Genomic DNA, 24,900 nt, shown 5'->3' on the forward strand with positions numbered 1-24,900 from the left:
CGGCTGACCTATACGCGAATGCGAATTCGTGTTACAAATATTGCATCCAATGTGAATCACCGTCAATGGCGAAGGTGATTTGTAACACACGGGAAACAATCGAACCCTTGAGGCGCCGCGCAGTCGCATGCGGCGCGGAGGAGGACTTGACAGTGCATATTCTGATTTCTGGCGGTTCGGTGGCGGGCCTGACCGCCGCGGCGCTCCTGGGCCGGGCGGGCCACGCGGTGACCCTGGTGGAGCGATCAACCGGCCCTCGGCAGGGCGGTGTGGCCGTCGACGTTCGTGGTACGGCGCTCGACGTCGCCCGAAGCCTCGGGGTCTACGAACATCTGATCGCGAATCGGGTGACCTACGAGGACCGCTTCGTCTTCGTGGACCGCAATGGAACTCCCCACGCGGTCGTGGAGCCGAACGCCGACGTCTACGACAGCCCCGGCGACATCGAGATCTCGCGAGACCGAGTGGTCGGAATCCTCGCCGACGCGGTACCCGACGGTGTCACGAAGCTCCACGGGTACTGGATCGGCGACCTGCAGGACGAGGGTTCGCACGTCACGGTCGGTATCCAGGGACCGGATCCACGCCGTGAGCGTTTCGATCTGGTGATCGGCGCGGACGGCCTCCATTCCAACGTCCGCCGATTGGCCTTCGGTGCCGAGGAGCGCTTCGCGCGCCACCTGGGTCTCTACGTCGGGGTCATCCGGAGCTGCTCCACAGACCTCGGGGTATCGGACACCACCGTCTACAACGAGCCGGGCCGGATGGTCATGGTCCGCGGAAACGGTGACGAGCAGTCCGTCATTCTCGGATACCGATCTTGCCTGGTCGATTACGACTACCGGGACGTCGACGCGCACCGCGCGATGCTTACGGCCGCCTTCCCCGGTGACGCCGGATGGAGGTTCCGTGAGATCCGCGACGAGATCGCATCCTCACCGGATCTCTACTTCGACGCGGTGAGCCAGGTCGTCATGCCTTCGTGGACGACCGGCCGCGTCGCGCTCGTCGGCGATGCGGGTTACTGCGCGTCGTTCTTCTCGGGGATGGGTACCTCCCTCGCGATGACGGGCGCCGCCGCCCTCGCTCGTGCCCTGCACGCGGAGGCAACCGTGCCACAGGCCCTGGCAACCTACTGCACGGCAATGCGTCCCGTCGTCGACGCGGCACACGCTCTGGCTGGTGAGGGGGCCAAGATACTGTTCCCGACGACGGACGACGACATCGCCCGTCGCAATCGTCGTTACACGTTGAAGGTCTGAGTGCCGGCGGTGTCATGCGGCAGTCTCGCTGCCGTAAGATGTTCGCTCGTCACCAAGTCAACTTCGGGTGGAGGACGAGCGGGTGGTGGTGGAACCTACAGCTGATGAGTCGTTGTCACTGAGCGACTCGTTGGTTGCCGAACTCCAGCGGCGGATCCTCGGGGGTCAGATCGCCGTGGGTTCGTGGCTCCGGCACGAGGCGATTGCCGAGGAATTCGGTGTCAGCAGAACGCCTGTCCGAGAAGCGCTTCGAGTCCTACAGGCTCAGGGCATCGTGACGATCGTCCGGAACCGTGGCGCGTTGGTGGAGGGGCTCTCCGGGCGCGACATCCGTGAACTCGGTGAGGTTCGTGCCGAGTTGGAAGGGCTGGCCGCGTCGCTCGCCGCCGAGAACATGACGGACGATCTGCTGTCCGTGGTGACCACGGCGTGGGACGCGTTCGAGTCCGAGTTGGACGCGGGTGGTGCCGACCGGACGGCATTGGAGACTGCGTGGCGGGACGCCAATCGGCGCTTCCACACTGCGGTCCTGACCGGCTGCGGCAACCGTCAGTTGGTCATCACGATCACAGAGGTGAGTCGTCGTCTCCCAACCAACTCGTCCTTCGCGATATACGCCAGGAGTTCGCGACTGCTTCGCGAGAATCTCGAGCAGCATCACGACATTGCTCGTGCGATCGAATCACACGATTCGCACGCCGCTCGTGCGGCGATGTCATTGCACATCCGATCCACGGCCGAACACCTGGCGCGTTGGGTGGAGGACAAGGACCGCACGTAGTCGAGTCCCGGGCGGTCGCCTCGGGGTCAATATTGCATCCAATTATCACTAATGTGCATACTGTGTGTATGACGACGGCCGCCACGGGCACCCGATTCCTTGCACCACCGACCGACACGTCTCGGCCGACCCTCCGCGGCTGGTTCGGCATGGCCGCATCCACGCACTGGATGGCGACCGGTGCCGCGCAGTCGGTGCTCGAACGCGGCGGCAACGCGTTCGACGCAGCCGCGGCGGCCGGTTTCGTGCTGCACGTGGTCGAGCCGCACCTGAACGGCCCCGGTGGGGACATGGTGGCCATCATCGCCCCTGTGCAGCGCGATGTCCCCGAAATCGTTGTGGGACAAGGACCTGCTCCCCGCGGTGCGTCGATCGAGGCCTTCGCCGCGATGGGGATGACCGAGGCGCCGGCGGCGGGAGCCCTCGCGGCGGCGGTGCCGGCGGCCGTCGAATCCTGGTTGTCGATCCTGGAGGAACACGGCACCTGGGAGCTGGCGGACGTTCTGGTGTACGCCATCGACTATGCCCGGAACGGGATTCCGTGCAGCCCGAAACTCGCCGGTGTGATCGAGACCATGGCGCCCCACTTCCGTGAGCACTGGCCGACGTCCGCGGCCGTGTGGCTGACGGACGGGGTGCCGTCGGAGGGTGACCTCATCCGGAACCCCGCGTACGCGGCGGTCCTCGGGCAACTGGCTGAAACCGCTGCCGCCGAGTCGAGGGTCGCCGGGATCCGCCGCGCGCGAGACCTCTGGCGGGGGCCGATCGCGGAGTCGATCGCGGCGTTCGTCGCCACGCCCCACCGTCATTCGGATGGCATCGACCGCGCCGGCGTCATCACCGCCCGCGACTTCGCCGAGCTCACCGTGCCCAGGGAGGCGCCCCTGGTTCGGAAGTTCCGCGGTGTCGACGTGGTCAAGGCAGGGTTCTGGTCGTCCGGCCCGGTCCTGCTGCAGGCCCTCGGAATTCTGGACGTGGTCGGGGAGTCGGGGAGTATCGATCCGTCGACGGTCGAGGGCATCCACAATATCACCGAGGCGATGAAACTGGCGATGGCCGATCGCGACGCGTACTACGGAGATGCCTACGGCGTACCGGAATTCGTCCGCGATCACCTGCTGTCGCCGGAGTACTGCGCCGACCGTGCGCGACTGATTACAGGCGAGGCGAGTGCGGGTTTCCGGCCCGGTGCGGTTCCAGGGCATCGCCCCTTCATCCCTCCCGCGGCCACACCCGATCGCACCGGATCCATCGGGACCGGCGAGCCCACCGTCGCACGGAACGGTGAAACGCGGGGCGACACATGCCATGTCGATGTTGTGGACCGGTGGGGGAACTTCGTCTCGGCGACGCCTTCGGGTGGATGGTTGCAATCGTCACCGGCGATACCGGGGCTGGGGTTCTGCCTCGGGACGCGGCTTCAGATGACGTGGCTGGATCCGGCCGCGCCGTCGGCGCTGATGCCCGGACGGCGACCGCGAACCACCCTGAGTCCGACGATGCTGATGGCCGATGGTGCGCCCGTGGTGGCACTCGGCACGCCTGGTGGCGACCAGCAGGACCAGTGGCAGTTGCTGTACCTGCTGCGCACCGTCGTCGGTGGCTACACGCCGCAGGAGGCCATCGACGCACCGATGTTCCACACGACGGCGGTCACCAGTTCCTTCTGGCCTCGGGTGCGGTCCGAACGCGGGCTGGTGGTCGAGGATCGCGTCGGATCCGACGTCGTCGACGGCCTTCGCGAACGAGGCCACGACGTCACCGTGTCGTCCGGGTGGTCGCTCGGCAGACTCTCCATGGTCGGACGGGATCCGTCGAACGGAATGCTTTGTGGGGCAGCCAATCCACGCGGCGGTCTCGGATACGCCGCCGGCCGATGATCGCTGCGGGATCGCCCGCACGATCGTTTCCGAACGCCGCCGCCCGCGCTGCGGACGAGCTCACCGTTGCCCGGCGCAGCGGTTGACGCGTTCGATGTGGCACCAGGGCCTGCATCGCCAGGCTCGCATCGGTGCGTTCCACCCCGTCGGTGTCGAGGACGAGTTCCGCGACGCGGTACCGGTCGTCGGTGTCGGCGGCCGCGATCCGGATGAGGAGATCCGCCGGGCCGGACACGACGGCCGGAGCCGCCCAGAACCCGTCCCGGTCCCACCGATCGAGCCTGGACTCCACGGTATTTCGCGAAAAATCCAGTCAGGCTGCGAGATCCACACCGGTGGTGCCAGGCTGTTGCACAGGGCGTGCGTCGGCATCCACTCGACCGTGCTCGGACCGGCACTGGGCGGCACACGCTTCTACCCATATCCCGACCAGGGTTCCGCACTCACCGATGTGCTCCGACTCTCCCGCGGGATGACCTACAAGGCCGCGGTGGCCGGCGTCTGCCTCGGCGGCGGAAAGGCCGTCATCATCGGTGACCCGACCCGGCAGAAGACCCGTGAGCTCCTTCGAGCCTACGGCCGGTTCATCGAAACCCTCGGTGGCCGTTACATTTCCGCCGGCGATGTCGGCACCGGCACGGCCGACCTCGACATCATCGGCGCGGCGACCGACCACGTCGTCGGACGGTCGGCATCCGCCGGAGGCTCGGGCGACAGCGGACCCATGACCGCGCTCGGTGTCTACCAGGGGATGAGAGCCGCCGCCACCGTCGCGTGGGGGCAACCGACCCTGAAGGATCGGGTGGTCGGTGTCGAGGGCGTCGGAAAGGTCGGGTCCGAACTCATCTCCCTGCTCGTCGCGGATGGCGCACGCGTCGTTGCCACCGATGTCAGCCGCGATGCCCTGGCGCTGGTGGCCGACCGGTTCCCGGGGGTGACGACGACCGGTGACGTTCTCGCTGAGAGCCTGGACGTGTACGCACCCTGTGCGCTCGGAGGCACCCTCAACGAGAAGTCACTCGAGCGCCTGACGGCATCGATCGTGTGTGGCGCCGCGAACAATCAGCTGCTCGAACCGGGGATCGACACGCAGCTCCACGATCGTGGGGTCACCTGGGTACCCGACTACGTCGCCAACGCCGGTGGACTGATCCAGGTCGCCGGCGAACGCGAAGGCGCCACCGCCGACGTGGTGCGCGGCCGCGTCGATGCCATCCACGACACGGTGATCGCGATCTTCGATCGCTCCGTTGCGGAGTCGATCGCGCCTGGTCGCGCGGCCGACGGGATGGCCGAAGGACGGTTGTCCGCCGCTCGCGTGCGCTGATCGGCCTACCGTCTGCGAAACGGCCCTGCCTGGTGGTGGGGGCCGGGTCGTAGGCGGGGCCAGCTCGGGGAGCCTCGGACGGTCAGGGGGCAGGCGCGACGTATCTCGCGATCATCATCGCGACGGCCTCGTCCACGACACGGGACATCGCGTCGGCTGCAGGTGACCAGTTCACGAGCAGCAGCCGGGGCCAGAAGACGAAGTTCGAGATCATACCGAGGAACTGGGTGGCCGCGAGCTCGGCGTCGTCGATGTCTGCGGTGCCCGCCGCGCGCTCGGCGTCGAGGTACCTGCGCACCGAGTCGAAGTACGGCATCTTGCCGAGGTCGAACTGCGTGTTACCGAGTTCGGGGAAGCGCGGGACCTCCGCGATGACGATGCGGAACAGATCCGTCATGCCGGGTCGGGTGAGCAGGTCCACGTACCCGCGTCCGATCGACGTCAGGCCGGTCTCGAGATCGCCCGGTTCCGGTCGGATTTCATTGGCGCCGTCGATGTTCCACGCTTCTGTGACGATCGCCTCGAACAGTGCCGCCTTGGTCGGAAACTGCTTGAAGAGGGTGGCCTTCGAGACCCCTGCGAGGTCGGCGACCTTTGCCAGGGAGGTGCGGTCGTAGCCGGATTCGAGGAACAGTGCGGTGGCGGCGTCGACGATCGCCGTGCGCTTCTGCTCGGCGACGCGCCGGTGATAGGTCGAGGGTTCGGCGGGCATGGGTTCAGTCTGCCAAACCACGAGGCGAGTCACTTGACTCACCATTTGGCGGAGCGATACCCTCGCCAAGGTGAGTCGACTGACTCACCATTAAGCGACGGGAGGTTGCGTCATGGGACGCTTCGAGAACAAGACGGTGCTCGTCACCGGCGGCGCCGGTGGTCAGGGAGCCAGCCACGTACGGGCCTATCACCGCGAGGGCGCCAACGTCGTCGTGGCGGGAATCTCCGAGGGCGAGAGTCGTGCCTTGGTCGCCGAACTCGGCGACCGATCGACATTCGTCCGGCTGAACGTCGCCGACGAGGGTGAGTGGCGAGCAGTCGTCGCCGCGACCGAGGAGCGGTTCGGGCCGATGGACATCCTCGTGAACAACGCGGGCATCCAGAATCCGGCCGCGCCGATCGAGCACACGGACCTCGCCGTGTGGGAGAGAGTCCTGGGCGTGAACCTGACCGGGCAGTTCCTCGGAATCAAGACGTCGGCGCCGTCCATGCGGCGCGCCGGGGGCGGCGTCATCGTCAACATCGCGTCGACGATGGCTCACGGCGGCACCGCGTTCTACTCCCCGTACGTCGCCAGCAAGTGGGCGCTTCGCGGGCTGACCCGTACCGCGGCGTTGGAACTGGGCCGCGACAACATTCGGGTCAACTCCATTCACCCCGGCGTCGTCTCCACGCCGCTGATCACCGAACCCACGGTCCCCGGGCAACAGCCGATCGGGGACTTCTATTCGCCGGAGCCCTACGCGGTGCAGCGTCTCGCCGAGCCCGAGGAAATCACCAGCGCCCTGCTGTACCTGACGTCACCCGAGGCCGCATTCGCCACAGGCACCGAACTCGTGATCGACGGCGGACTGCTCCTCGGTCCCGCTCTCCAGTACGAGTCCGGGTAGGAAATCCGACCGGACGGAGAGGTTTGGGTTTCAGTGATGGGTTCGCGCGGTACCACTTCGCGGTGTGGCGGGCGGCTGCGCCCGACGGATGCCGATCCGGTGAAGCAGTGTCGGATCGGTGCGCGGCACGGCACGGAAAAGGTGCGGGCCGACGCTTCTCGCGTCGACCCGCACCACGTTCCTGTCCCGGTGTTCGGACGCCTACTCGGCAGCACGGAAGCATGGCGGCGAATCCGATTCCGCCTGCGCTGTGGATGCGGTCATCGTCGCGTGGCGTGCGCGGGGTGGAGGCGCTCGTGGTCGATGCGGACCGCGTCCGGGTCGCCGTGGTCGTGGTGCTTGTCGCGTGGTTCCTGCTCCAGGACCTCCAGGTCGAAGTCGTTCTCGACCTCGCCCTCGGGTGCGGGAAGGACCTCGCCGGCGAAGACGCGGCGGGCGCGGTCGACGTCGAGTTCGTGATTCCATTTGGCGACGAACAGGGTGGCGACGGCGTTGCCGATGAAGTTCACCAGGGCGCGGCATTCGGACATGAACTTGTCGATGCCGAAGATCAGCATGATGCCGGCTGCGGGGATGGTGCCGAGCGTGCTCAACGTGGCTGTCAGGGCGATGAATCCGCCGCCGGCGACACCTGCGGCGCCCTTCGAGGTCAGCAGCATGACCCCGAGCAGGCCGAGTTGCTGAGGGATCGACAGGTCGGTGTTGGTGGCCTGGGCGATGTACAGCGCGGCGAGGGAGAGATAGATGGCGGCGCCGTCGAGGTTGAAACTGTAGCCGGTGGGCACGACGAGACCCACGGTGGGCTTCTTGACTCCGGCGTACTCCAGTTTGCGCATCAAACCGGGCAGCGCGGGCTCGGCGGTGGAGGTGCCGAGAATGAGCAGGAGTTCTTCCTTGAAGAAGCCGAGCATGCGGAAGATGTTGAGCCGCAGGTACGCCATGACGGATCCGAGGACCACGACGACGAAGAACGCGGAGGTGGCGTAGAACAGCAGGATCAGGCTGCCGAGGCTGGTGAGGGTGGAGACACCGTACTTGCCGATGGCGAAGGCCATGGCGCCGAACGCACCGAGCGGTGCGAGCTTCATGACGAAGCTCAGGACCTTGAACACCACTGCGGTGAGGCGTTCGACGGCGTCCCGGATCGGTGCGGCGATCTGTCCCACCGCGTTGATGGCCACACCGAAGATGACGGCGAGGAAGATGACCTGCAGGATGTCGCCCTCGACGAACGGGCCGAACACGCTGTCCGGGACCAGGTGGGTGATGAACTCCCACCACTCCTTCTCCTCGCCGGCCTGGATGAGTTTGCCAGCGGATTCGGTGGTTTCGAGGGAGGACGCGTCGGCATTCACCCCGTCCCCGAGGCGGAAGAGGTTGATCGCGACGAGTCCGGTCAGCAGCGCGAGGATCGTTCCGACCTGGAAGTAGGTCAGCGCCTTGATTCCGGTCAGCCCGACCTTCTTCAGGTCCGCGACACTCGCGATGCCGCCGACGATCGTCAGGAACACGATCGGGCAGATCAGCATCTTCATCGCCGTGATGAAGGTGGTGCCGATCGGCTCCATCGCCTCGCCGGTGTCGGGCCAGAGCCACCCGACGAGGATGCCGAGCACGATCGCGATCAGGACCCAGAAGTACAGTTGCCTGTACCAGGGTTTCTTCACCGTGGCCGCCTTCGCGGCGGGGTCCGCGGTCACCTGTGGGTAACTCGCTGCGCTGCTGAGTGTTTCCATGACATTCACCTCGGGTGAGAGTGTTCAGGTATGAAGACGGGGCGGCCGAGAGTTGCCGACCGTTCGAGCAGTGACGACCCGACCCGGCAGATCATGCCGAGTCGGGCCGGCGGTGTGTGGGTCGGTCAGGCCGGGGTCAGTGCGGTCTGCAGGGCGTGCACGATCGCTTCGGTGACGGCCGCGGTGTCCGACGAGCCGCCGATGTCGCGGGTCAGTGCGCCGCTCGCGGTGGCGGCCTCGATGGCGGCTTCGACGCGGCGGGCCTCGTCGTGCAGGCCGAAGTGGTCGAGCATGAGGGCGGCGCTGGCGATCGCGCCGATCGGGTTGCTGATGCCCTGGCCCGCGATGTCGGGGGCGGAACCGTGGACGGGTTCGAACATGCTGGGGAAGCGCCGCTCCGGGTTGAGGTTCGCGCTCGCCGCAACCCCGAGGCTTCCCGCGAGCGCGGAGCCGAGGTCGGAGAGGATGTCGGCGTTGAGGTTCGATGCCACCACCACGGACAGATCCTCCGGGTGCAGGATGAACTTCGCGCTCATCGCGTCGACGAGGACGCTTTCGGTCGCGACGTCCGGGTAGTCGAGGGAAACGCGCTTGAAGACGTCGTCCCACAGGACCATGCCGTACTGCTGGGCGTTGGACTTGGTGACGCTGGAAACCTTCTTCACCGTGCGGGTGCGGGCCAGGTCGAACGCGAAGCGCATGATGCGATCGCATCCCTTCTCGGTGAACAGCGCGGTCTGCAGGGCGACCTCGTTGCCCGGTCCGCGGCCGCTGAGGTTACGTCCGCCGAGGCCGGCGTACTCGCCTTCGCTGTTCTCCCGGACGACGACCCAGTCGAGTTCGGTGTCGTCCGCCTTGCGCAGCGGCGACTGCACGCCGGGGAGGAACTTCACCGGTCGCACGTTCGCCCACTGGTCGAAGTTCTGGGTGATGTTGAGTCGCAGCCCCCAGAGGCTGATGTGATCGGGGACGTTCTCCCAGCCGACTGCACCGAAGTAGATGGCGTCGAAGGCCTTCAGGGTGTCGAGGCCGTCGTCGGCCATCATCTTCCCGGTCTGCTCGTAGTACCCGCAGCCCCAGGGGAACTCTTCCCATTCGAAGGCGAAACGCCCACCGGATTGTTCTGCGAGGACGTCGAGCACGCGCCGTCCGGCAGCGACGACCTCCGTGCCGACGCCGTCGGCGGGGATCGATGCAATCTTGAACGTCTGCGGTGCCATGTCGTTGCCTCCATCGTGTTGTGCTCGTCACAGTGTGTGATGCATCCATTAACCCGTCACACTCGCGTAGCGTCCATGACCAAGAAGCGATTCGCCTTATAGGTTTCACCTAATCGGTGGGTGTTACCGCAGGTAGAGTGAGTGAGCTGGGCGGTGGTTCGGCGCAAGGTGAAGGAAAACGAGGTGAGCCGGTGGACGCGCGGCAGTTGCGGTACTTCCTGGCGGTGGTCGATCAGGGTGGCATCAACCGCGCGGCGGAAACACTGCTGATCGCGCAGCCGTCGCTCTCGCAGTCGATATCCGCGCTCGAACGGGAACTCGGGGTGCCGCTCTTCCACCGCGTCGGCCGCCGGCTTGTACTCAGCGACGCCGGCGAAACACTCGTCGGCCCGGCCCGTGTGGTGCTGCGCGACCTCGAGGACGCGAAGGCGTCCGTCGATGCGCTGAAGGGGCTGCGTGCCGGCCGCGTCGACCTGATCACGATGCCGTCACCGGGGATCGAACCCCTCACCACGATCCTCACCAGTTTCAGCCGCACCTATCCGTCGGTCACCGTCAACGCGGAGGCTGCGTTCACACCCGAGGAGGTTCTGCACGCCGTGCGCACCGGCGTCTGCGAGGTCGGGATCCTCGGTTCCCCCGCCGCGGTGCGCGCCCCCGAACTCGACGTCGTCGCGCTGGAAAGCCAGCCGCTGATCCTCATCTCCGGGCCGGGCGCCGAAACGCCGGAGCGCCCGGAGATTCGGAGATCGGAACTGTCCGGATTCCGGTTGATCGTGTCGCAGCGGGGGTCGTTGATGCGGACCCTCGTCGACGAGGTGCTCGCCAGCGGCGTCGCGGCCACCATCGTCGCCGAGGTCGCGCACCGCACGTCGATCCTGCCGATGGTGCTCAGCGGATTCGGCCAGGCCGTCATGCCGTCGTCCTGGGCGCCGTCGGCGCGGCAGGCGGGCGCCACCGTGCACCGCATCGTCCCCGAGTCCTACCTCCACGTCGCCGCCGTCTGCCGGCGGAGCCACCTCACGCCACCCGCGCGGACGCTCATGGACGAGGCGCGACAGTACGCGGCGCGAACACCCTCTGCGTGGGAAGTGCCCGCGACGGAGCGCACTCGTGATGGATACTGAAGGGGGACGCCCGGAAATGGCGAGGTGGTGGCGATGGCACTCCACGAGAGGGACTCGGCAGAATCTGCGGATCCTGCGAGCGGGCGCCGACGTTGGCTGGCCCGGGCCGCCTACCTGGCGATCTTCGCCTCGGTTGCCGTGCTGCTGGTGTTCGCCGGATTGCACACCCTGACGCTGCTGATCGTGGCCGTCGGCGCTGCGGTGGTGGAGGTCGCGGCGCTGTTCTGGTTCCTCACGAGCCGCGGCGCGCTCCGCTGGGTATCGCTGGTCGTGCTCATTCTGACTCCGATCGTCGTGCTCTGGCTTCTCGTCAGCGCCCGGCTGCTGTGGGTGGTGTTGCTCGCCGTGGCGCTCGCCGCGCTCGCCGTCGTCTGCGCCCGCGCCGCCCTCGGCCGGGATCGCTCGGACTGGGTGATGCCCGAGCATCCGGCCGTGCCGCCGAAACACGCCTTCCTGGTGATGAATCCGCACTCGGGTGGCGGGAAGGTCGGGAAGTTCGATCTGAAGAAACGAGCCGAGGCACTCGGCGCCGAGGTGGCCCTGCTCGAAGGACCGGGCACGGTGGACGTCGAAGCGCTGGCCAGGGACGCGGTGGCACGCGGCGCCGACCTGCTCGGCGTGGCCGGCGGCGACGGCACACAGGCGCTGGTTGCCGGCATCGCCGCCGAGCACGACCTCCCGTTCCTGGTGATCAGCGCGGGCACCCGCAACCACTTCGCGTTGGATCTCGGATTGGACCGTGAGGATCCGTCCCGCTGCCTCGACGCGCTGACGGACGGGATCGAACTGCGCATCGACCTCGGCAAGGTCGGCGAACGAACCTTCGTCAACAACGCCTCGTTCGGCGCCTACGCCGAGGTGGTACAGAGCCCCGCCTATCGGGACGACAAGACCGGCACGACCCTGCGGATGCTTCCCGACCTGATCGAGGGGCAGCGCGGGGCACACCTCCTCGCCCGGCTCGGGGACAGGACGGTCGAGGGACCCCAGGCCGTTCTGGTGAGCAACGGGCCGTACGAGATCTACGATCTGGCCGGTCTCGGACGTCGCCCGCGACTCGACCGCGGCACCCTCGGCGTGGTGACGATCTCGGTGAGCAGCACCCGGCAGGCCGTGGCTCTGCTTCGTCGTGCGCGCCAGGAGGGGCTGATCCAGCATTCCGGTCGCGAGGTCGTCATCACCGCAGACGCGCCCTCGATTCCCGCCGGGATCGACGGCGAAGCCCTCGTGATCCCGACGCCCGTACGGTGCACCGTCACTCCCGGGGCGCTGCGGGTACGGGTTCCACGCAACCGTCCCGGTGTCCGCCCGCCGGCCCGGCCGGTGGACTGGGTCCGGCTCCGCCGACTGGCATTCGGGGGCTCGAATTCTGCGTGACGAAGAACCGGTCGGCGGCGGCCGTCAGTAACCCGCGTCGAAGTCGAACTCGTTGATCAGGGCGGCGTCACCCGACAGGTAGCGTCCGAGATTCTCGACGAACAGATCCACGATCTTCCCGTTCTCCGACGGCACGTTGGATGCGCTGTGCGGGCTGAGGATGACGTTGTCGGCCGTCCACAGCGGCGAGTCCTCCCGCAACGGTTCGGTGGACGTGACGTCCAGGACCGCCCCGCTCAGGCGCCCCGCCGACAGGGCTCCCGCGAGAGCGTCTTCGTCGATGATCGGCCCCCGGCCGAGGTTGACGACCAGTGCGCCCTCGGGGAGGGCGGCGAGTTCCAGCTGTCCGATCAGGCCGCGCGTGTGTTCGGTGAGGGCACAGGAGATCACGAGAATGTCTGCGGTGGGCAGATGCTCGGCGATCCGGTCGGTGGTGGTCATGACGTCGAAGGGCCCGCCGGCGGGTCGCGGCGTGCGGGCGACGCCGGTTGCGGTGACGGCGAAGCAGCGGAGCAGTTCCGCTGTGCGCGAGCCGATCTTGCCTGCGCCCACGATCAGCGCGTGACGTCCCGCGAGTTCGGTCGTCGCCTGTTTGCGCCACGTCCGGTCGCGCCGGTCCGCGATGAGCCGTGGCAGTCCGCGCGCGAAGTGGAGGATGCCTGCGAGCGCGAACTCCGCCAACGGATCGGCGTGGACGCCCGCGGCGGTCGTCACCGTCAGCGGGGCGTGAGACAGCCCGAACCTCTCGATCAGCTGTCCGGCGCCCGCGGACGTCGCCTGAATCCATTGCAGATACGGCGACTGTTCGAGGGTGCGTTCGGGGTGGCGCCAGTCGAAATCGAACATGATGTCGGGGGTCTGCAACATCGACGTCCACCGGTCGTGCTCGCCGGCCGTCAGTTCGCGCGGCACCCCGACGTGATCGCTGTGCCACCGCGGCCGGGGAAGCAGTTCGGGGGCGTACGACACCCGGATCCGCGGGTCGCTGCCTGCGATCCTGTCGACCAGGTCCTGCTCGAGATACGACGCGACGAGCACGTCGACGCACGGGTCGGGCACGGTGTCTCCTTCAAAGCGGACGGTCGGACGTCGCTGCGTTCGGCTCGACCTCCGGTGCGGCGGCGGATTTCGGCATCGCCGCAGCGGCGACGACGAGCACGACGGCCGCGCCGAGAGCTGCGAGGAACACCAGGTGCAGGGCGCCGGCCAGATCGACCGGCGCCGGGTGGTCGTCGCCACCCAGCTGCGCGTTGACGAGGGCGCCGAACAGGGCGACCCCCACGGCGCTGCCGATGGACCGGGCGAACATGTTGGTCGATGTGACGACGCCGCGTTCCGACCAGTCGACGCTCGACTGCGCGGCGATGAGGGTGGGGCTCGCGACGAGACCCATGCCGCCGCCGATGACGAAGCAGCAGATCGCCACCTGCCACACGGCCGACTCGATGGACAGGGCCAGGGTGAGTGCGGTGCCCGCGACGACCAGCAGGCTGCCCGCGGTGGCCGTGACGCGGAAGCCGAAGCGGAGGTACACCCGACCGGACTGCGATGCGGCGATCGGCCAGCCGATGGTCAGCGTGGCCAGCGCGAACCCGGCCACAAGTGCGCCCGTCCCGAGCACGCCCTGGGTGAACGTGGGGACGTAGGTGGTCAAACCGAGGACGATGGCCCCGACCAGCAGGGAGACGAGATTACTGGCCGCGAGAACCCTGCGGGTGAACACCCACAGCGGCAGGACCGGTTCGGCGGCGCGTCGCTCCACGAGGACGAAAGCGATGAGAAACACGAATCCCGCGGCGAAGATTCCGAGGCCGATCGGTGAACTCCACGCCCAGGCCTGCCCGCCTTCGAGGAGTCCCAGGATGAGCAGCGTTGCCCCGACTGCCAGGATGCCTGCGCCTGCGTAGTCGACGGACCGCTGGGTGCGCACCCCCTTCTCGTCGAAGTTGCGGATCAGCATGACGGCCGCGAGCAGGCACAGGGGAATGTTGACGAAGAAGATCCACCGCCACGACAGGTACTCGGAGAACAGGCCGCCGAGGGTCGGGCCGACCACCGCCGACATTCCCCACACGCTGGCCAGGTAGCCCTGGGCCTTGGCGCGTTCGGCGAGGGTGTAGATGTCTCCGGCGATGGTCATGCTCATCGGCTGAACCGCTCCGGCGCCGAGTCCCTGCACCGCGCGGAACGCGATGAGCGCGGGCATGCTCCACGCGATCCCGCACAGCACCGAGCCGACGCCGAACAGGGCGATGCCGAGGAGCATCACCGGTTTCCGGCCGAAGATGTCGGCCAGTTTGCCGTAGATCGGCACCGACACGGCCTGGGTGAGCAGGTAGATCGAAAACAGCCACGGGAACTGTGTGAACCCGCCGAGATCCCCGACGATGGTGAACACCGCGGTGGAGATGATGGTCGCGTCGAGCGCGACCAGCGACGTCGTGAGCATCAGCGACACGAGAATCGGTCCGCGTTCCGAACGGAATCCGACTTCCACCTGGGCCGTGTCCGTCGCCATTAGCCACCCTTTCCCGTTACCGCGCTCACACAAGTTCCTGAACAACGGTAACGACACCGGGCGGCAATCTGTTCCGCCGCCGTTCCGTGGGGTGGCTGCGCGGTCTCCCCAGCTCGAAGGTCAGCGGCCGGCGGTCGGTGCCCGACCGATAGGCTGGATCACCGTGCGCCCCTCACTCGATTCATACGCCCATCTGGCCGGTGGCAAGGTCCGCGACCTCTACACGATCGACGACGAGCACCTCCTGTTGGTCGCGAGCGACCGGATCTCCGCCTACGACCACGTCCTCAGCACCCCGATCCCGGACAAGGGGCGGGTGCTCACCGCGATGAGCGTCTTCTTCTTCGGCGTCCTCGGCGGCAACAACCACCTGGCCGGCGAAGCCGACGACAGCCGGATCCCCGAAGAGGTCCTCGGCCGCGCGCTGGTGGTCCGGAAGCTGAACATGGTCCCCGTCGAGTGCGTCGCCCGCGGCTACCTCACCGGCTCGGGGCTGATCGACTACAACGAGACCGGCGCCGTCTGCGGAGTCGCCCTGCCCGAGGGCCTGGTGGAGGCCAGTCAGCTTCCCGACCCGATCTTCACGCCCGCCAGCAAGGCCGAACTCGGCGAGCACGACGAGAACATCAGCTTCGAGGCCGTGGTCGAGAAGGTCGGTCAGGATCTGGCCGTGAAGCTGCGCGACGACACCCTCGACGTCTACGGCCGGGCCTCCAACTTCGCCGCGGACCGGGGCATCATCCTCGCCGACACCAAACTCGAATTCGGACTGGACGCGCAGAACAACCTGATTCTCGCCGACGAGGTCCTCACCCCCGACTCGTCACGGTACTGGCCCGCCGACGGCTACGAGGCCGGGAAGGTGCAGCCGAGCTTCGACAAGCAGTTCGTCCGCAACTGGCTGACCGGCCCCGAATCGGGCTGGGACCGGGCATCCGACACCCCGCCGCCGCCGCTGCCCGCGGAGATCGTGGAGGCGACCCGTGCGCGGTACATCGAGGCGTACGAGCGGATCTCGGGTCTGTCGTTCGCGGACTGGGTGGGCTGACCCATGACCACCGAAGGCGCGAAGCTCACCCCGCCGGTCGCGAAGAAGGTCGCCAGCGAACGTGTCCACCACGGGCACACGTTCGTCGACGAGTACGAGTGGCTGCGCGCCAAGGAAGACGCCGAGGTCGTCGCGTACCTCGAGGCCGAGAACGCGTACACCGAGCAGCAGACCGCGCATCTCGCGCCGCTCCGCGACCAGATCTTCCAGGAGATCAAATCCCGCACGCAGGAAACCGACATGTCGGTTCCCACCCGCATGGGCGACTGGTGGTACTACGCCCGCACCATCGAGGGCAAGCAGTACGGCGTCCAGTGCCGGGCTCCGATCACGGGCGCCGACGACTGGACCCCGCCGGAACTGACCCCGGGCGTCGAACTGCCCGGTGAGCAGGTTCTGCTCGACGGCAATGCCGAGGCCGAGGGCCACGACTTCTTCTCCGTCGGCGCCTTCTCCCTCAGCCACGACGGCACGCTCCTCGCGTACTCGGTCGACGTGGTCGGCGACGAGCGCTACACGCTGCGCTTCAAGAACCTCGAGACCGGGGACCTGCTGCCCGACGAGATCCCCGACACCGCCCCCGGCGTCACCTGGGCGATCGACCACAGCCACGTCTTCTATCTCACCGTCGACGACTCCTGGCGTCCCGACACCGTGTGGCGGCACAAGCTCGGCACCGACCGCGCGCAGGACGTCACCGTGTTCCACGAACCCGACGAGCGGTTCTGGGTGTCGGTCGGGTCCACCCGCAGCGAGAAGTACCTCATGATCTGGGTGGGGTCGAAGATCACCAGCGAAGGCTGGGTGCTCGAATCGGAGAATCCCGAGGGCGAGTTCCGGGTGGTGCTGCCGCGGCGCGAGGGCGTCGAGTACGGCGTCGAACACGCCGTCGTCGCCGGGGAAGACCGCTTCCTGATCATGCACAACGACGTCGTCGACGGGGAGAAGGCCGAGAACTTCGTGCTCGCCGAGGCGCCGGTGTCGGACCCGACGTCGCTGACCATCCTCATCCCGCACCGCTCCGACGTGCGGTTGGAGGAGGTCGACGCGTTCGCCGATCACCTGGTGCTCGGGTATCGCCGGGAAGCGTTGACCCGGCTGGCCGTCTGGCCGCTCGGCGAGAACGGCTACGGCGAGTTCACCGAGATCGCATTCGACGAGGAACTGTTCAGCGTCGGGCTCGGCGCCAACCCGGAATGGCGGCAGCCGACACTGCGGATGGCGTTCACGTCGTTCATCACGCCCGGCCAGGTGTTCGACTACGTGCTGTCGACGGGTGAACTTGCGCTGCGCAAGTCGCAACCCGTGCTCGGCGACTTCGACGCAGACAACTACGAGCAGCAACGCGACTGGGCGGTCGCCGACGACGGGACGCGCATCCCGCTCTCGATCGTCCGGCGCAAGACGGACGGCGCCGACGGTCCCGCCCCCACGCTCCTCTACGGGTACGGCTCGTACGAGGCCAGCATGGACCCCGCGTTCTCGGTCGCCCGGCTGTCGCTGCTCGACCGCGGCGTGGTGTTCGTGGTCGCGCACGTGCGCGGCGGTGGCGAGATGGGACGGCACTGGTACGAGACCGGCAAGACGCTCACGAAGAAGAACACCTTCACCGATTTCGTCGCGAGCGCACGGCATTTGATCGACACCGGACGCACCACGCCACAGCAGTTGGTCGCCGACGGCGGCAGTGCGGGCGGCCTGCTGATGGGTGCGGTGGCCAACCTGGCTCCCGAACTGTTCGCCGGCATCCTCGCCAACGTGCCCTTCGTGGACCCGCTGACGTCGATCCTCGACCCCTCGCTGCCGCTGACGGTCATCGAATGGGACGAGTGGGGAAACCCGCTCGAGAACGCCGAGGTCTACGAATACATGCGCTCGTACAGTCCGTACGAGAACGTCGAGACCAAGGACTACCCGGCGATCCTGGCGATCACCAGCATCAACGACACCAGGGTGCTGTACGTCGAACCGGCGAAGTGGGTCGCCAAACTGCGGGCCACCAAGACCGGTGACTCGCCACTTCTCCTCAAGACGGAGATGAGCGCCGGGCACGGCGGCGTCAGCGGACGTTACGAGAAGTGGAAGGAAGTAGCGTTCGAATTCGCCTGGGTGCTCGACACGATCGGCAAGGTCTGATCAGATCTGGTCGCTCTGACCCTGCTCGACCACCCAGGCGGCGATCTGGGCGCGAGAGCTGAACCCGAGCTTGACGAGTATGTGTTCGACGTGGCCCTGGGCGGTGCGTTGCGAGATGACCAGAGTGGTCGCGATCGCCTTGTTGGTGAGTCCCTCTGCGACGAGTTCGGCGACCTGCCGCTCGCGTCGGCTCAGGGATGGATTGTCGCTGTGTGACTGTGCGATCGGGCGTGGCCGCTCGTTCAAGGCGAACGCGACGGCGTCCCCGAAGCTGAGGCTCGATCCATGCCGGAAGGCGGTGTCGAATGCCTTTCCGCCCAGGTCACGGCGGGTTCGACGTTCGCGCTCGTCCTGGTGGCCTGCGAGCTGCGGAAAGACCTCTGCCGGGCTGCCCACACCCTGCCACAGTGCTTCGGCGGCACCCATGAGGGTCGCGGCGCGTTCCGGTGAGTGATCGTCGGCGGCGATCCAGGCCAGGATCTGCATGCACCACGCGGAGTTGATGCGGTCGTCCGCCCGACGTGTCTGGCGCAATCCGTCCTGCAGGAAATCGTTGGCCCGTTCGTGCTCGCCGCGTTGCCACATTGCCAGCGCCGCGGTCCACAGCGACCACCCGCGGTACACCGACTCGCCGTGTGCTTCGGTGATCTCCTGAATCTTCCGCTGGTAATCGACAGCTCGGGTCACGTCTCCGAGGTGCGCGCTCGCCAGGCCGAGCCCGAGGAGTGCCCAAATTTCTTGGAGTGAATCGCCTTCGGTGTGGAAGACTTCCCGAGCGCTCTCGAAGCACGCGAGCGCGTACGCGAGGTCGTCACCACGGAACAGGGATACGAATCCCTCGGCAGACGTGACGAGCGCCCGCATCGACGTGTCCCCGGACCGGTCGGCGAGGACTCGTCCCTCCTCCACGAACGCACGAGCAACCTCGAGATCCCCCTGAGCCCCGGCCAGCATACCGGCGGCGTGCAAGGCGGTGATCCTCTCGGCGGTGTCTGCCGTAGGCGCCGGAGTCAGCGCACGATCGAACCAGTGCCTACCTTCGTTCAGCAGACCGAACGAGCGCCAGAACAGATACAGAGCGTTGGCGATACGAAGGGCGGACTCGTTCTCGGTGGGCTGCCGCACGGAGAATTCGAGGGCATCACGAAGGTTCGGTTGTTCACGATTCAGCCGGGCAACCCACTCCAGCTGTCTCGGGCCGATCCATCCGGATCGAGCGTCCGACGCCAGACGCTCGAACCAGTCGCGGTGCTTTCGTCTCACGCTGTCGTATTCACCTGATTCGCGCAGTCTTTCCAGGCCGTAGTCGCGAAGTGTGTCGAGTAATCGAAAGCGGACGACATCGCCGGCCTCTTCCCGTATCAGGATCGATTTGTCGACCAGCGACGCGACCACGTCGAGCACGTCGCCCGGGGCGAGATCGCCCGCGCAGATTCCTTCAGCCGAATCCAGCTCGAACCCACCGGCGAAGACCGCCAGCCGACCCCACAGTGCCCGTTCGTCCGGAGTGCACAGGTCATAACTCCAATCGACACACAGACGCAGCGTTTGCTGGCGAGAGGGAGCGCCTCGGGTGCTCGAGGTGAGCAACGTGTACCGGTCGGTGAGCCGGTCGAGGATCTGTTGCGCAGTCATCGCCCGCAGCCGAGCTGTCGCCAACTCGATCGGCAGCGGCAGTCCGTCCAGACGCTCACAGATTCTGGCAATCGTCGAGCCGTTGTCGTCGGTGATGGCGAAGCCGGGTAAGGCCCTGGAAGCGCGTTCAGCGAAGAGGGCAACGGAGTCGTAACGGGCGAGCCCCGCGGGAGGGGACGGTCGACTCGAATCCGGAAACGGCAGCGGCGGGACCCGGAGGGTGGCCTCGCCGTCGATGCCGAGTGGCTCGCGGCTGGTCGCGAGGATCCGGAGCTTCGGGCACGTCTTCAGGAGTGACTCGGCCAGCGCCGCGACGGCATCCACCAGGTGCTCGCAGTTGTCCAGCACCAGCAGTAACTGCTGATCGTGAAGATGCCTCTGCAGGATCGACGAAGTTCCCGATGCCGACTGTTCCCGCACGCCGAGCGCGCTCGCAACGGCTTCTTCGACCAGTTCCGGAGCCTGCAGTTCACCGAACCCCACAAGCCACACTCCGTTGGCGAACGCGCGGCGAGCGTCGTCGGCGACCCGGAGCGCGAGTCGAGTCTTGCCTACACCGCCGATACCGGTCAGCGTCACCAATCTCGACACGGACAGCAACCGTTTCGTCTCCGCCGCTTCACGGCGCCGACCGACGAAGCTGGTCAGCTCACACGGCACATTTCCCAACTTGCGTTGTGCGGCGGACATGACAACTGTCGCTTTCCTCTCACGGGATCTTCGAGTAACCGTACTCGCTCACCGGGATGTGCCGAGTCGAGACTGTGCGAGTAGTTTCGCCGCTCACCAGGCACTATGCTGACGCTACGGTGTGATCAGCCGATCCGGAAGTCGAGGCCGGCGATGGTCGAGTTCGATCCGCTAGCGACTCAGCGGGATGCTGCCGTGGATATCGCGGCCGAACTGGAGGCCGAGGGGTTCGACAATGCCCGGGTAGTGGGGCGAGGCGGGTTCGGCACGGTGTACCGGCTCGACCAGAGCAACCTGAACCGCGTCGTCGCGATCAAGGTCCTGCAGTCGGACGTCGATCGCGACAACCGCGAGCGCTTCCTTCGCGAGCAGCGGGCCATGGGGGCGTTGTCCGGGCATCCGAACATCGTCGCCATCCTCCACAGCGGGGTCACAACGTCCGGGCATCCCTACCTCGTGATGCCATACCACGCGAGAGGTTCGCTCGATGCGCGGATTCGAGGCGACGGGCCCCTCGACTGGCGAGCAGCGGTCAGCATCGCCGTCAGACTGGCAGGTGCTCTCGAAGTTGCCCACCGGTTCGGCATTCTCCACCGTGACATCAAACCGTCCAATGTCCTGCTCACCGATTACGACGAGCCGGCGCTGACCGATTTCGGGATCGCGCGGATCGAGGGTGGGTTCGAGACGTCCGAAAGCATCATCACCGCCTCACCTGCGTTCACTGCTCCCGAGTTGCTCCAGGGGCAGGCGCCCACCGCTGCATCGGACGTCTACTCGCTCGGAGCGACACTGTTCTGCCTCCTCACCGGCCACGCCGCATTCGAACGCCGATCCGGCGAAAGTGTGGTTGCCCAATTCCTTCGCATTGTGCGCCAACCGGTCCCGGACCTGCGATACGACGACATTCCGGATGATCTCTGCGCTGCGATCGAGCACGCGATGGAGCAGGATCCGGCCGACCGCCCCGGAACCGCTGTCGAATTCGGCAACGAGCTCCGCCTCGTCCAGAGCAGGCACTCGCTCACCATCGACGACATGGCTCTGCCGGGTGAGCAGGGGAGCAGAGCAGAGCGCCCGCCACGGTCGAGTCCGCCCACGCCGCGTACCAAGTACCGGCCGCCGACCGCCGTCCACCCGTTGGTCGACCGCAGCCGGTTGGTCGGGATTCTTCGCGCGGGCCAGGGGCGACGACTGACGGTGATCCACGGTCCCGCAGGATTCGGCAAGACCACGTTGGCCGCCCAATGGCGAAACCAATTGATTGCGGAAGGAATCGCGGTCGCGTGGCTCGCGATCGACCACGACGACAACAACGTGGACTGGTTCCTCGCCCACCTGATCGAGGCGATCAGGCAGGTCCGGTCGAACGTCGCCGAAGAGTTGGTGCGAGTGCTGGAAGAACACGGTGACGATGTCGAACGGTTCGTCCTCGCGTCGTTGATCGACGAGATACACGAGGGGGGCGAGCGTCTGGCAATCGTGATCGATGACTGGCATCGAGTGACGGACACCGCCTCCGTTGCCGCAGTGGAATACCTGATCGACAACGGCTGCCACCATCTGCAGCTCATCGTGACGAGCAGGAACAAGTCCGGGCTCCCGATGAGTCGGGCCCGAGTTCGCGACGAATTGGTCGAAATCGACTTCCATGACTTGAGATTCGATATCAGGGAGTCGACCGAGTTTCTCGTGGAGTCGAGAGGGCTGGCGCTCGGGAACGCACAGGTCGCCTCGATTGTGGGATCGACCGATGGATGGGTGGCCGCGCTTCAACTGGTGTCGCTCTCGTTACGCGGCCGTGGCGACCCAGCGACATTCATCGAGAAGCTGTCGGGGCGGCACCGCGCGCTCGGGGAATATCTCGTGGCGAATGTCCTCGATTCGCTCGATCCGAAGACCGTGAACTTCCTACTGTCGATCTGTCTGCCCGAACGAATGTGCGGGGATCTCGCGTCGTCGCTCGTCCACAGCGACGATGGTCGCGCGATGTTGGAGGAGGTCGAGAGCAGGGACCTGTTCCTGTACCGGGTCGACGACGAGGGGGACTGGTACCGATTCAGTAGTGTCTTCGCGGAGTTTCTCCGTGCCCGGCTCGAACGGGACCAACCCGATCGGGTAAAAGGCCTTCACGCGATCGCTTTTCGCTGGTTCGCCGGCCACGAATTGCTCAGCGAGGCGGTCGATCACGCCCTTTCCGCTGCGCAGGTCGACGAAGCGGTCGACCTCGTGGAGACCCATGGAATGTCCCTGGTCTCGCACGGACAGCTGGCCACGCTCCTCGGCCTGGTCGCGAAGCTTCCGCCGAACGCGGTCCTGGCACGCCCGCGATTGCAGACTGCCCTCGCTTGGGCCAACGTTTCCCTGCACCACTCCGAGGATGCGGAGTCGGCATTGAATCGTGCCGAGTACTGCCGCGCACAGAAATCGATTCCCATGCCTGACGACGACCCGGAGCTGGAATCCGATCTCGTCCGTGCGCTCCTCGACGTCACCGCCGATCGCGTCGACAGGGTGGACGAACTCGTGGCGGGTTGTCTGGCCGAGCCGGACACAATGAGTCCGTGGTGCGTATCGGTGGCGGCGAATCTGGCCTCTTTCGCGAGGATGTGCCGGTTCGAGTTCGATGCGGCTCGAAATATCCAGGATTGGGCCGCCAGGTATCACGAACAATCCAGCGGCCCGTTCAGTGCGGTGTACGGATACTGCTACGCGGGCTTGGCCGCCAATGAGCAGTTGGATGTCGTGGCTGCCGAGGAAACCTATCGAAAGGCTGTGCAGGTTGCCCGTGAATCGATGGGGATCCACTCTCACGCTGCACGCATGGCCAGTGCCCTACTCGGCGACATGATGTACGAGCAGAACAACCTCGACGAAGCCGAACGGCTTCTCGACGAGAGCCGGGCGCTCGGTTCGGAGATCGGTTTGGTCGACTTCATGATCGCGATCTATGCGACCGGGGCGCGCGTCAAAGTCCTGGCGGGTGACAGGGAATCTGCGACAACACTGTTGAACGAGGGCGATAGGATTGCGCAGGTAATGGCACTGCCGCGATTGGCGGCGCGGATCGACGACGAGAGGATCCGGTTCGGGCTCGTCGTGCCATCCGGCATACGACAACCACGACGAGGCCTGGAGACGGGCGCGGCACCTTCGCCGGGGGAGATGGATCAGGCGCCTGCCAACGGTATCGAAACAATCACGGTGCAGCTGAAGGAGTCCGGCGCCATCCGGCGACTACTCGCCGAACGGTCGCCGGGTCAGGCCGGCTCTGCGTGCACCAGGGCTCACGACCTGGTGCACGCAGTTGCGGCTCAGAATCGACCGCGGGCGTTGTTGCACGCGAGACTTCTGCTGACCGCCTGCCTGTCTGCATCGGGCAGAACGGCCGAAGCCATGGAAGAGCTCGCCCCACTTGCCGCGACATGCGCCGAGTTGAATCTCATTCGACTGGTGTGTGATGCCGGACCGTCGGTTGTCGCGGTTGCCTCCGGACTTCGGAGGGAGCAACTAGCCGGCCGATGGCGGGCGGAATGGCCTGCTGTTCCGCCCGGCTTCCTGAACGCTGTCGTCACCGCCACGTGATGCGCGCCGGTGCGAACTACAGTTGCGGCGGCGTCCACAGCACGGGATCGTCCGATGGCGCCATCTTCGCGAGGATCACCTCGTCGAAGACGTTGGCGGTACCCCACTGATCCTGCTCCTCGAGGCTGGTGCCCCACACCTTCGGAGTCCAGCCGTGCTCTTCGTCGATGACTTGAAGGGCAGTCGTGTACTCCATGACGAAGCCACTCGACGGCTCCTGGAAATACGAGTAGGTGTTGTCACCGGCGCCGTGGCGGCCGGGGCCCCACAGCGGCTGGTGTCCGGCCCGCATCATGCGGCCGGTGCCGCGCATGAACTCGTCGATTCCGTACAGTTCGAACGAGACGTGGTTCAGGCTGGTGTTCTTCGACTGGGCGAAGGCGATGATGTGGTGCCAGCGCCCGGTGCGCATGAAGCAGAAGAAGTCCTGGAGCCAGTCCGAGATCTTGAAGCCGAGGACCTCGCCGTACCATCTGATCGTCTTCTGCAGGTTTGCGGTGTTGAATACGACGTGGCTGATGAACTTCGGACGGGACTCTCCGGCTTCGACTTCGCGGAAGATTCGCTGGTCGATCTCGGCGGCGAGTTCGATGGCGCGCCCGTCGCAGTCGAAGAAGATGCATGAGTAACCGCCGCCGAAGTCGCTGCGGTCACCGGGTTCGCGGATGATCTGGGCTCCGCTGTCGGCGACCCGTTTGGCGAGGAAGTCGACGCCGGCGCGGTCGGTCACATCGAATGTGGTCAGTTCGATTCCGGCGACATCGTTTTCGCGGAGCTTGATGGCGTAGTTGTCGGCGCATCCGGTTCCGAAGTAGGCCTTGCCGTCATCTTTCGTGACGAGGTCGAGTTGCCACAGGTCGCGGTAGAAGTTCGAGGCGGTGGCGAGTTCTTCGACGGCGATGGTGACCGAGCGAACGTGGGTGATGGGATGGACTGAGGGAAAGGACATGTCTTCTCCTGGAGCTGAACTGGGA

Annotated in this window: 17 protein-coding genes; 10 read left to right on the plus strand and 7 right to left on the minus strand. The window is 66.4% G+C overall.

Going from position 1 to position 24,900, the window contains the following annotated elements; all coding sequences use genetic code 11:
* The first annotated feature begins 152 nt into the window (after positions 1 to 152).
* The 4 genes from I1A62_RS34170 (at position 153) to I1A62_RS34185 (ending at position 5,250) form a co-directional block, all read left to right on the plus strand.
* A complete protein-coding gene (locus I1A62_RS34170) occupies positions 153 to 1,262 on the plus strand; it encodes an FAD-dependent monooxygenase (RefSeq protein ID WP_192582101.1) in 1,110 nt (369 codons plus the stop codon).
* Positions 1,263 to 1,374: 112 nt separating this feature from the next.
* The gene (locus I1A62_RS34175) at positions 1,375 to 2,043 is read left to right on the plus strand and encodes a GntR family transcriptional regulator (protein ID WP_257890610.1); all 669 of its coding nucleotides are present in this window, start codon (positions 1,375 to 1,377) and stop codon (positions 2,041 to 2,043) included.
* A gap of 68 nt (positions 2,044 to 2,111) precedes the next feature.
* Positions 2,112 to 3,923 carry a gamma-glutamyltransferase family protein gene (locus I1A62_RS34180; protein ID WP_257890611.1) on the plus strand — a complete coding sequence of 604 codons (1,812 nt, stop codon included), beginning with the start codon at positions 2,112 to 2,114 and terminating at the stop codon, positions 3,921 to 3,923.
* A gap of 94 nt (positions 3,924 to 4,017) precedes the next feature.
* Entirely contained in the window at positions 4,018 to 5,250 is a 1,233-nt protein-coding gene (locus tag I1A62_RS34185) for a Glu/Leu/Phe/Val dehydrogenase dimerization domain-containing protein (RefSeq protein WP_257890612.1), read from the plus strand.
* Between the two features lie 82 nt (positions 5,251 to 5,332).
* Here the strand turns inward: I1A62_RS34185 and I1A62_RS34190 are convergent, their stop codons facing one another.
* Positions 5,333 to 5,962: a TetR/AcrR family transcriptional regulator gene (locus I1A62_RS34190; RefSeq protein ID WP_219456721.1), complete on the minus strand. Its 630-nt coding sequence runs from the start codon at positions 5,960 to 5,962 to the stop codon at positions 5,333 to 5,335.
* Positions 5,963 to 6,074: 112 nt separating this feature from the next.
* Between I1A62_RS34190 and I1A62_RS34195 the strand changes: the two genes are divergently transcribed.
* Positions 6,075 to 6,854: an SDR family NAD(P)-dependent oxidoreductase gene (locus tag I1A62_RS34195; protein WP_124395632.1), complete on the plus strand. Its 780-nt coding sequence runs from the start codon at positions 6,075 to 6,077 to the stop codon at positions 6,852 to 6,854.
* 260 nt (positions 6,855 to 7,114) lie between these two features.
* On the opposite strand, the gene dctA is transcribed toward I1A62_RS34195, so the two are convergent.
* Together dctA and I1A62_RS34205 are read right to left on the minus strand one after the other, a co-directional pair.
* The gene (gene dctA, locus I1A62_RS34200; RefSeq protein ID WP_374710716.1) at positions 7,115 to 8,590 is read right to left on the minus strand and encodes a C4-dicarboxylate transporter DctA; all 1,476 of its coding nucleotides are present in this window, start codon (positions 8,588 to 8,590) and stop codon (positions 7,115 to 7,117) included.
* A gap of 125 nt (positions 8,591 to 8,715) precedes the next feature.
* Entirely contained in the window at positions 8,716 to 9,810 is a 1,095-nt protein-coding gene (locus I1A62_RS34205; protein WP_219456723.1) for a tartrate dehydrogenase, read from the minus strand.
* A 191-nt stretch (positions 9,811 to 10,001) separates the two neighbouring features.
* On the opposite strand from I1A62_RS34205, the gene I1A62_RS34210 reads away from it, so the two are divergent.
* Positions 10,002 to 10,937 (plus strand): LysR family transcriptional regulator, encoded by a 936-nt coding sequence (locus I1A62_RS34210; RefSeq protein ID WP_219461591.1) that lies wholly within the window; start codon positions 10,002 to 10,004, stop codon positions 10,935 to 10,937.
* A 33-nt stretch (positions 10,938 to 10,970) separates the two neighbouring features.
* Positions 10,971 to 12,314: a diacylglycerol kinase family protein gene (locus I1A62_RS34215; protein ID WP_219456725.1), complete on the plus strand. Its 1,344-nt coding sequence runs from the start codon at positions 10,971 to 10,973 to the stop codon at positions 12,312 to 12,314.
* 24 nt (positions 12,315 to 12,338) lie between these two features.
* Here the strand turns inward: I1A62_RS34215 and I1A62_RS34220 are convergent, their stop codons facing one another.
* Entirely contained in the window at positions 12,339 to 13,373 is a 1,035-nt protein-coding gene (locus I1A62_RS34220) for a D-2-hydroxyacid dehydrogenase (RefSeq protein ID WP_219456727.1), read from the minus strand.
* Positions 13,374 to 13,383: 10 nt separating this feature from the next.
* Entirely contained in the window at positions 13,384 to 14,832 is a 1,449-nt protein-coding gene (locus I1A62_RS34225; RefSeq protein WP_219456729.1) for an MDR family MFS transporter, read from the minus strand.
* A 163-nt stretch (positions 14,833 to 14,995) separates the two neighbouring features.
* Here I1A62_RS34225 and I1A62_RS34230 point away from each other — a divergent pair, with 163 nt between their 5' ends.
* Both I1A62_RS34230 and I1A62_RS34235 read left to right on the plus strand, forming a co-directional pair.
* Positions 14,996 to 15,880: a phosphoribosylaminoimidazolesuccinocarboxamide synthase gene (locus tag I1A62_RS34230; protein WP_206006831.1), complete on the plus strand. Its 885-nt coding sequence runs from the start codon at positions 14,996 to 14,998 to the stop codon at positions 15,878 to 15,880.
* Positions 15,881 to 15,883: 3 nt separating this feature from the next.
* Entirely contained in the window at positions 15,884 to 18,016 is a 2,133-nt protein-coding gene (locus tag I1A62_RS34235) for a S9 family peptidase (protein ID WP_219456730.1), read from the plus strand.
* On the opposite strand, the gene I1A62_RS34240 is transcribed toward I1A62_RS34235, so the two are convergent.
* Positions 18,017 to 20,341, minus strand: coding sequence for a LuxR C-terminal-related transcriptional regulator (locus I1A62_RS34240; RefSeq protein WP_219456732.1), 2,325 nt, complete (start codon positions 20,339 to 20,341; stop codon positions 18,017 to 18,019).
* A gap of 153 nt (positions 20,342 to 20,494) precedes the next feature.
* Between I1A62_RS34240 and I1A62_RS34245 the strand changes: the two genes are divergently transcribed.
* Positions 20,495 to 23,926, plus strand: coding sequence for a serine/threonine-protein kinase (locus tag I1A62_RS34245; RefSeq protein WP_219456734.1), 3,432 nt, complete (start codon positions 20,495 to 20,497; stop codon positions 23,924 to 23,926).
* A 16-nt stretch (positions 23,927 to 23,942) separates the two neighbouring features.
* On the opposite strand, the gene I1A62_RS34250 is transcribed toward I1A62_RS34245, so the two are convergent.
* Entirely contained in the window at positions 23,943 to 24,875 is a 933-nt protein-coding gene (locus I1A62_RS34250; protein WP_124395623.1) for a VOC family protein, read from the minus strand.
* Positions 24,876 to 24,900: the final 25 nt, after the last annotated feature.

The sequence above is a fragment of the Rhodococcus sp. USK10 genome (assembly GCF_019378875.1).
GTDB classification, from domain to species: Bacteria; Actinomycetota; Actinomycetes; order Mycobacteriales; family Mycobacteriaceae; genus Rhodococcus_F; species Rhodococcus_F pseudokoreensis.

Excerpts from the sequence above, each read along its gene's own strand:
- I1A62_RS34190 (WP_219456721.1), bottom strand. The coding sequence starts at position 5,962 with ATGCCCGCCGAACCCTCGACCTATCACCGGCGCGTCGCCGAGCAGAAG.
- I1A62_RS34240 (WP_219456732.1), bottom strand. The coding sequence starts at position 20,341 with ATGTCCGCCGCACAACGCAAGTTGGGAAATGTGCCGTGTGAGCTGACC.
- I1A62_RS34215 (WP_219456725.1), top strand. The coding sequence starts at position 10,971 with ATGGCACTCCACGAGAGGGACTCGGCAGAATCTGCGGATCCTGCGAGC.
- dctA (WP_374710716.1), bottom strand. The coding sequence starts at position 8,590 with ATGGAAACACTCAGCAGCGCAGCGAGTTACCCACAGGTGACCGCGGAC.
- I1A62_RS34205 (WP_219456723.1), bottom strand. The coding sequence starts at position 9,810 with ATGGCACCGCAGACGTTCAAGATTGCATCGATCCCCGCCGACGGCGTC.
- I1A62_RS34185 (WP_257890612.1), top strand. The coding sequence starts at position 4,018 with ATGTGGCACCAGGGCCTGCATCGCCAGGCTCGCATCGGTGCGTTCCAC.
- I1A62_RS34225 (WP_219456729.1), bottom strand. The coding sequence starts at position 14,832 with ATGGCGACGGACACGGCCCAGGTGGAAGTCGGATTCCGTTCGGAACGC.
- I1A62_RS34250 (WP_124395623.1), bottom strand. The coding sequence starts at position 24,875 with ATGTCCTTTCCCTCAGTCCATCCCATCACCCACGTTCGCTCGGTCACC.
- I1A62_RS34245 (WP_219456734.1), top strand. The coding sequence starts at position 20,495 with ATGGTCGAGTTCGATCCGCTAGCGACTCAGCGGGATGCTGCCGTGGAT.
- I1A62_RS34195 (WP_124395632.1), top strand. The coding sequence starts at position 6,075 with ATGGGACGCTTCGAGAACAAGACGGTGCTCGTCACCGGCGGCGCCGGT.
- I1A62_RS34235 (WP_219456730.1), top strand. The coding sequence starts at position 15,884 with ATGACCACCGAAGGCGCGAAGCTCACCCCGCCGGTCGCGAAGAAGGTC.
- I1A62_RS34180 (WP_257890611.1), top strand. The coding sequence starts at position 2,112 with ATGACGACGGCCGCCACGGGCACCCGATTCCTTGCACCACCGACCGAC.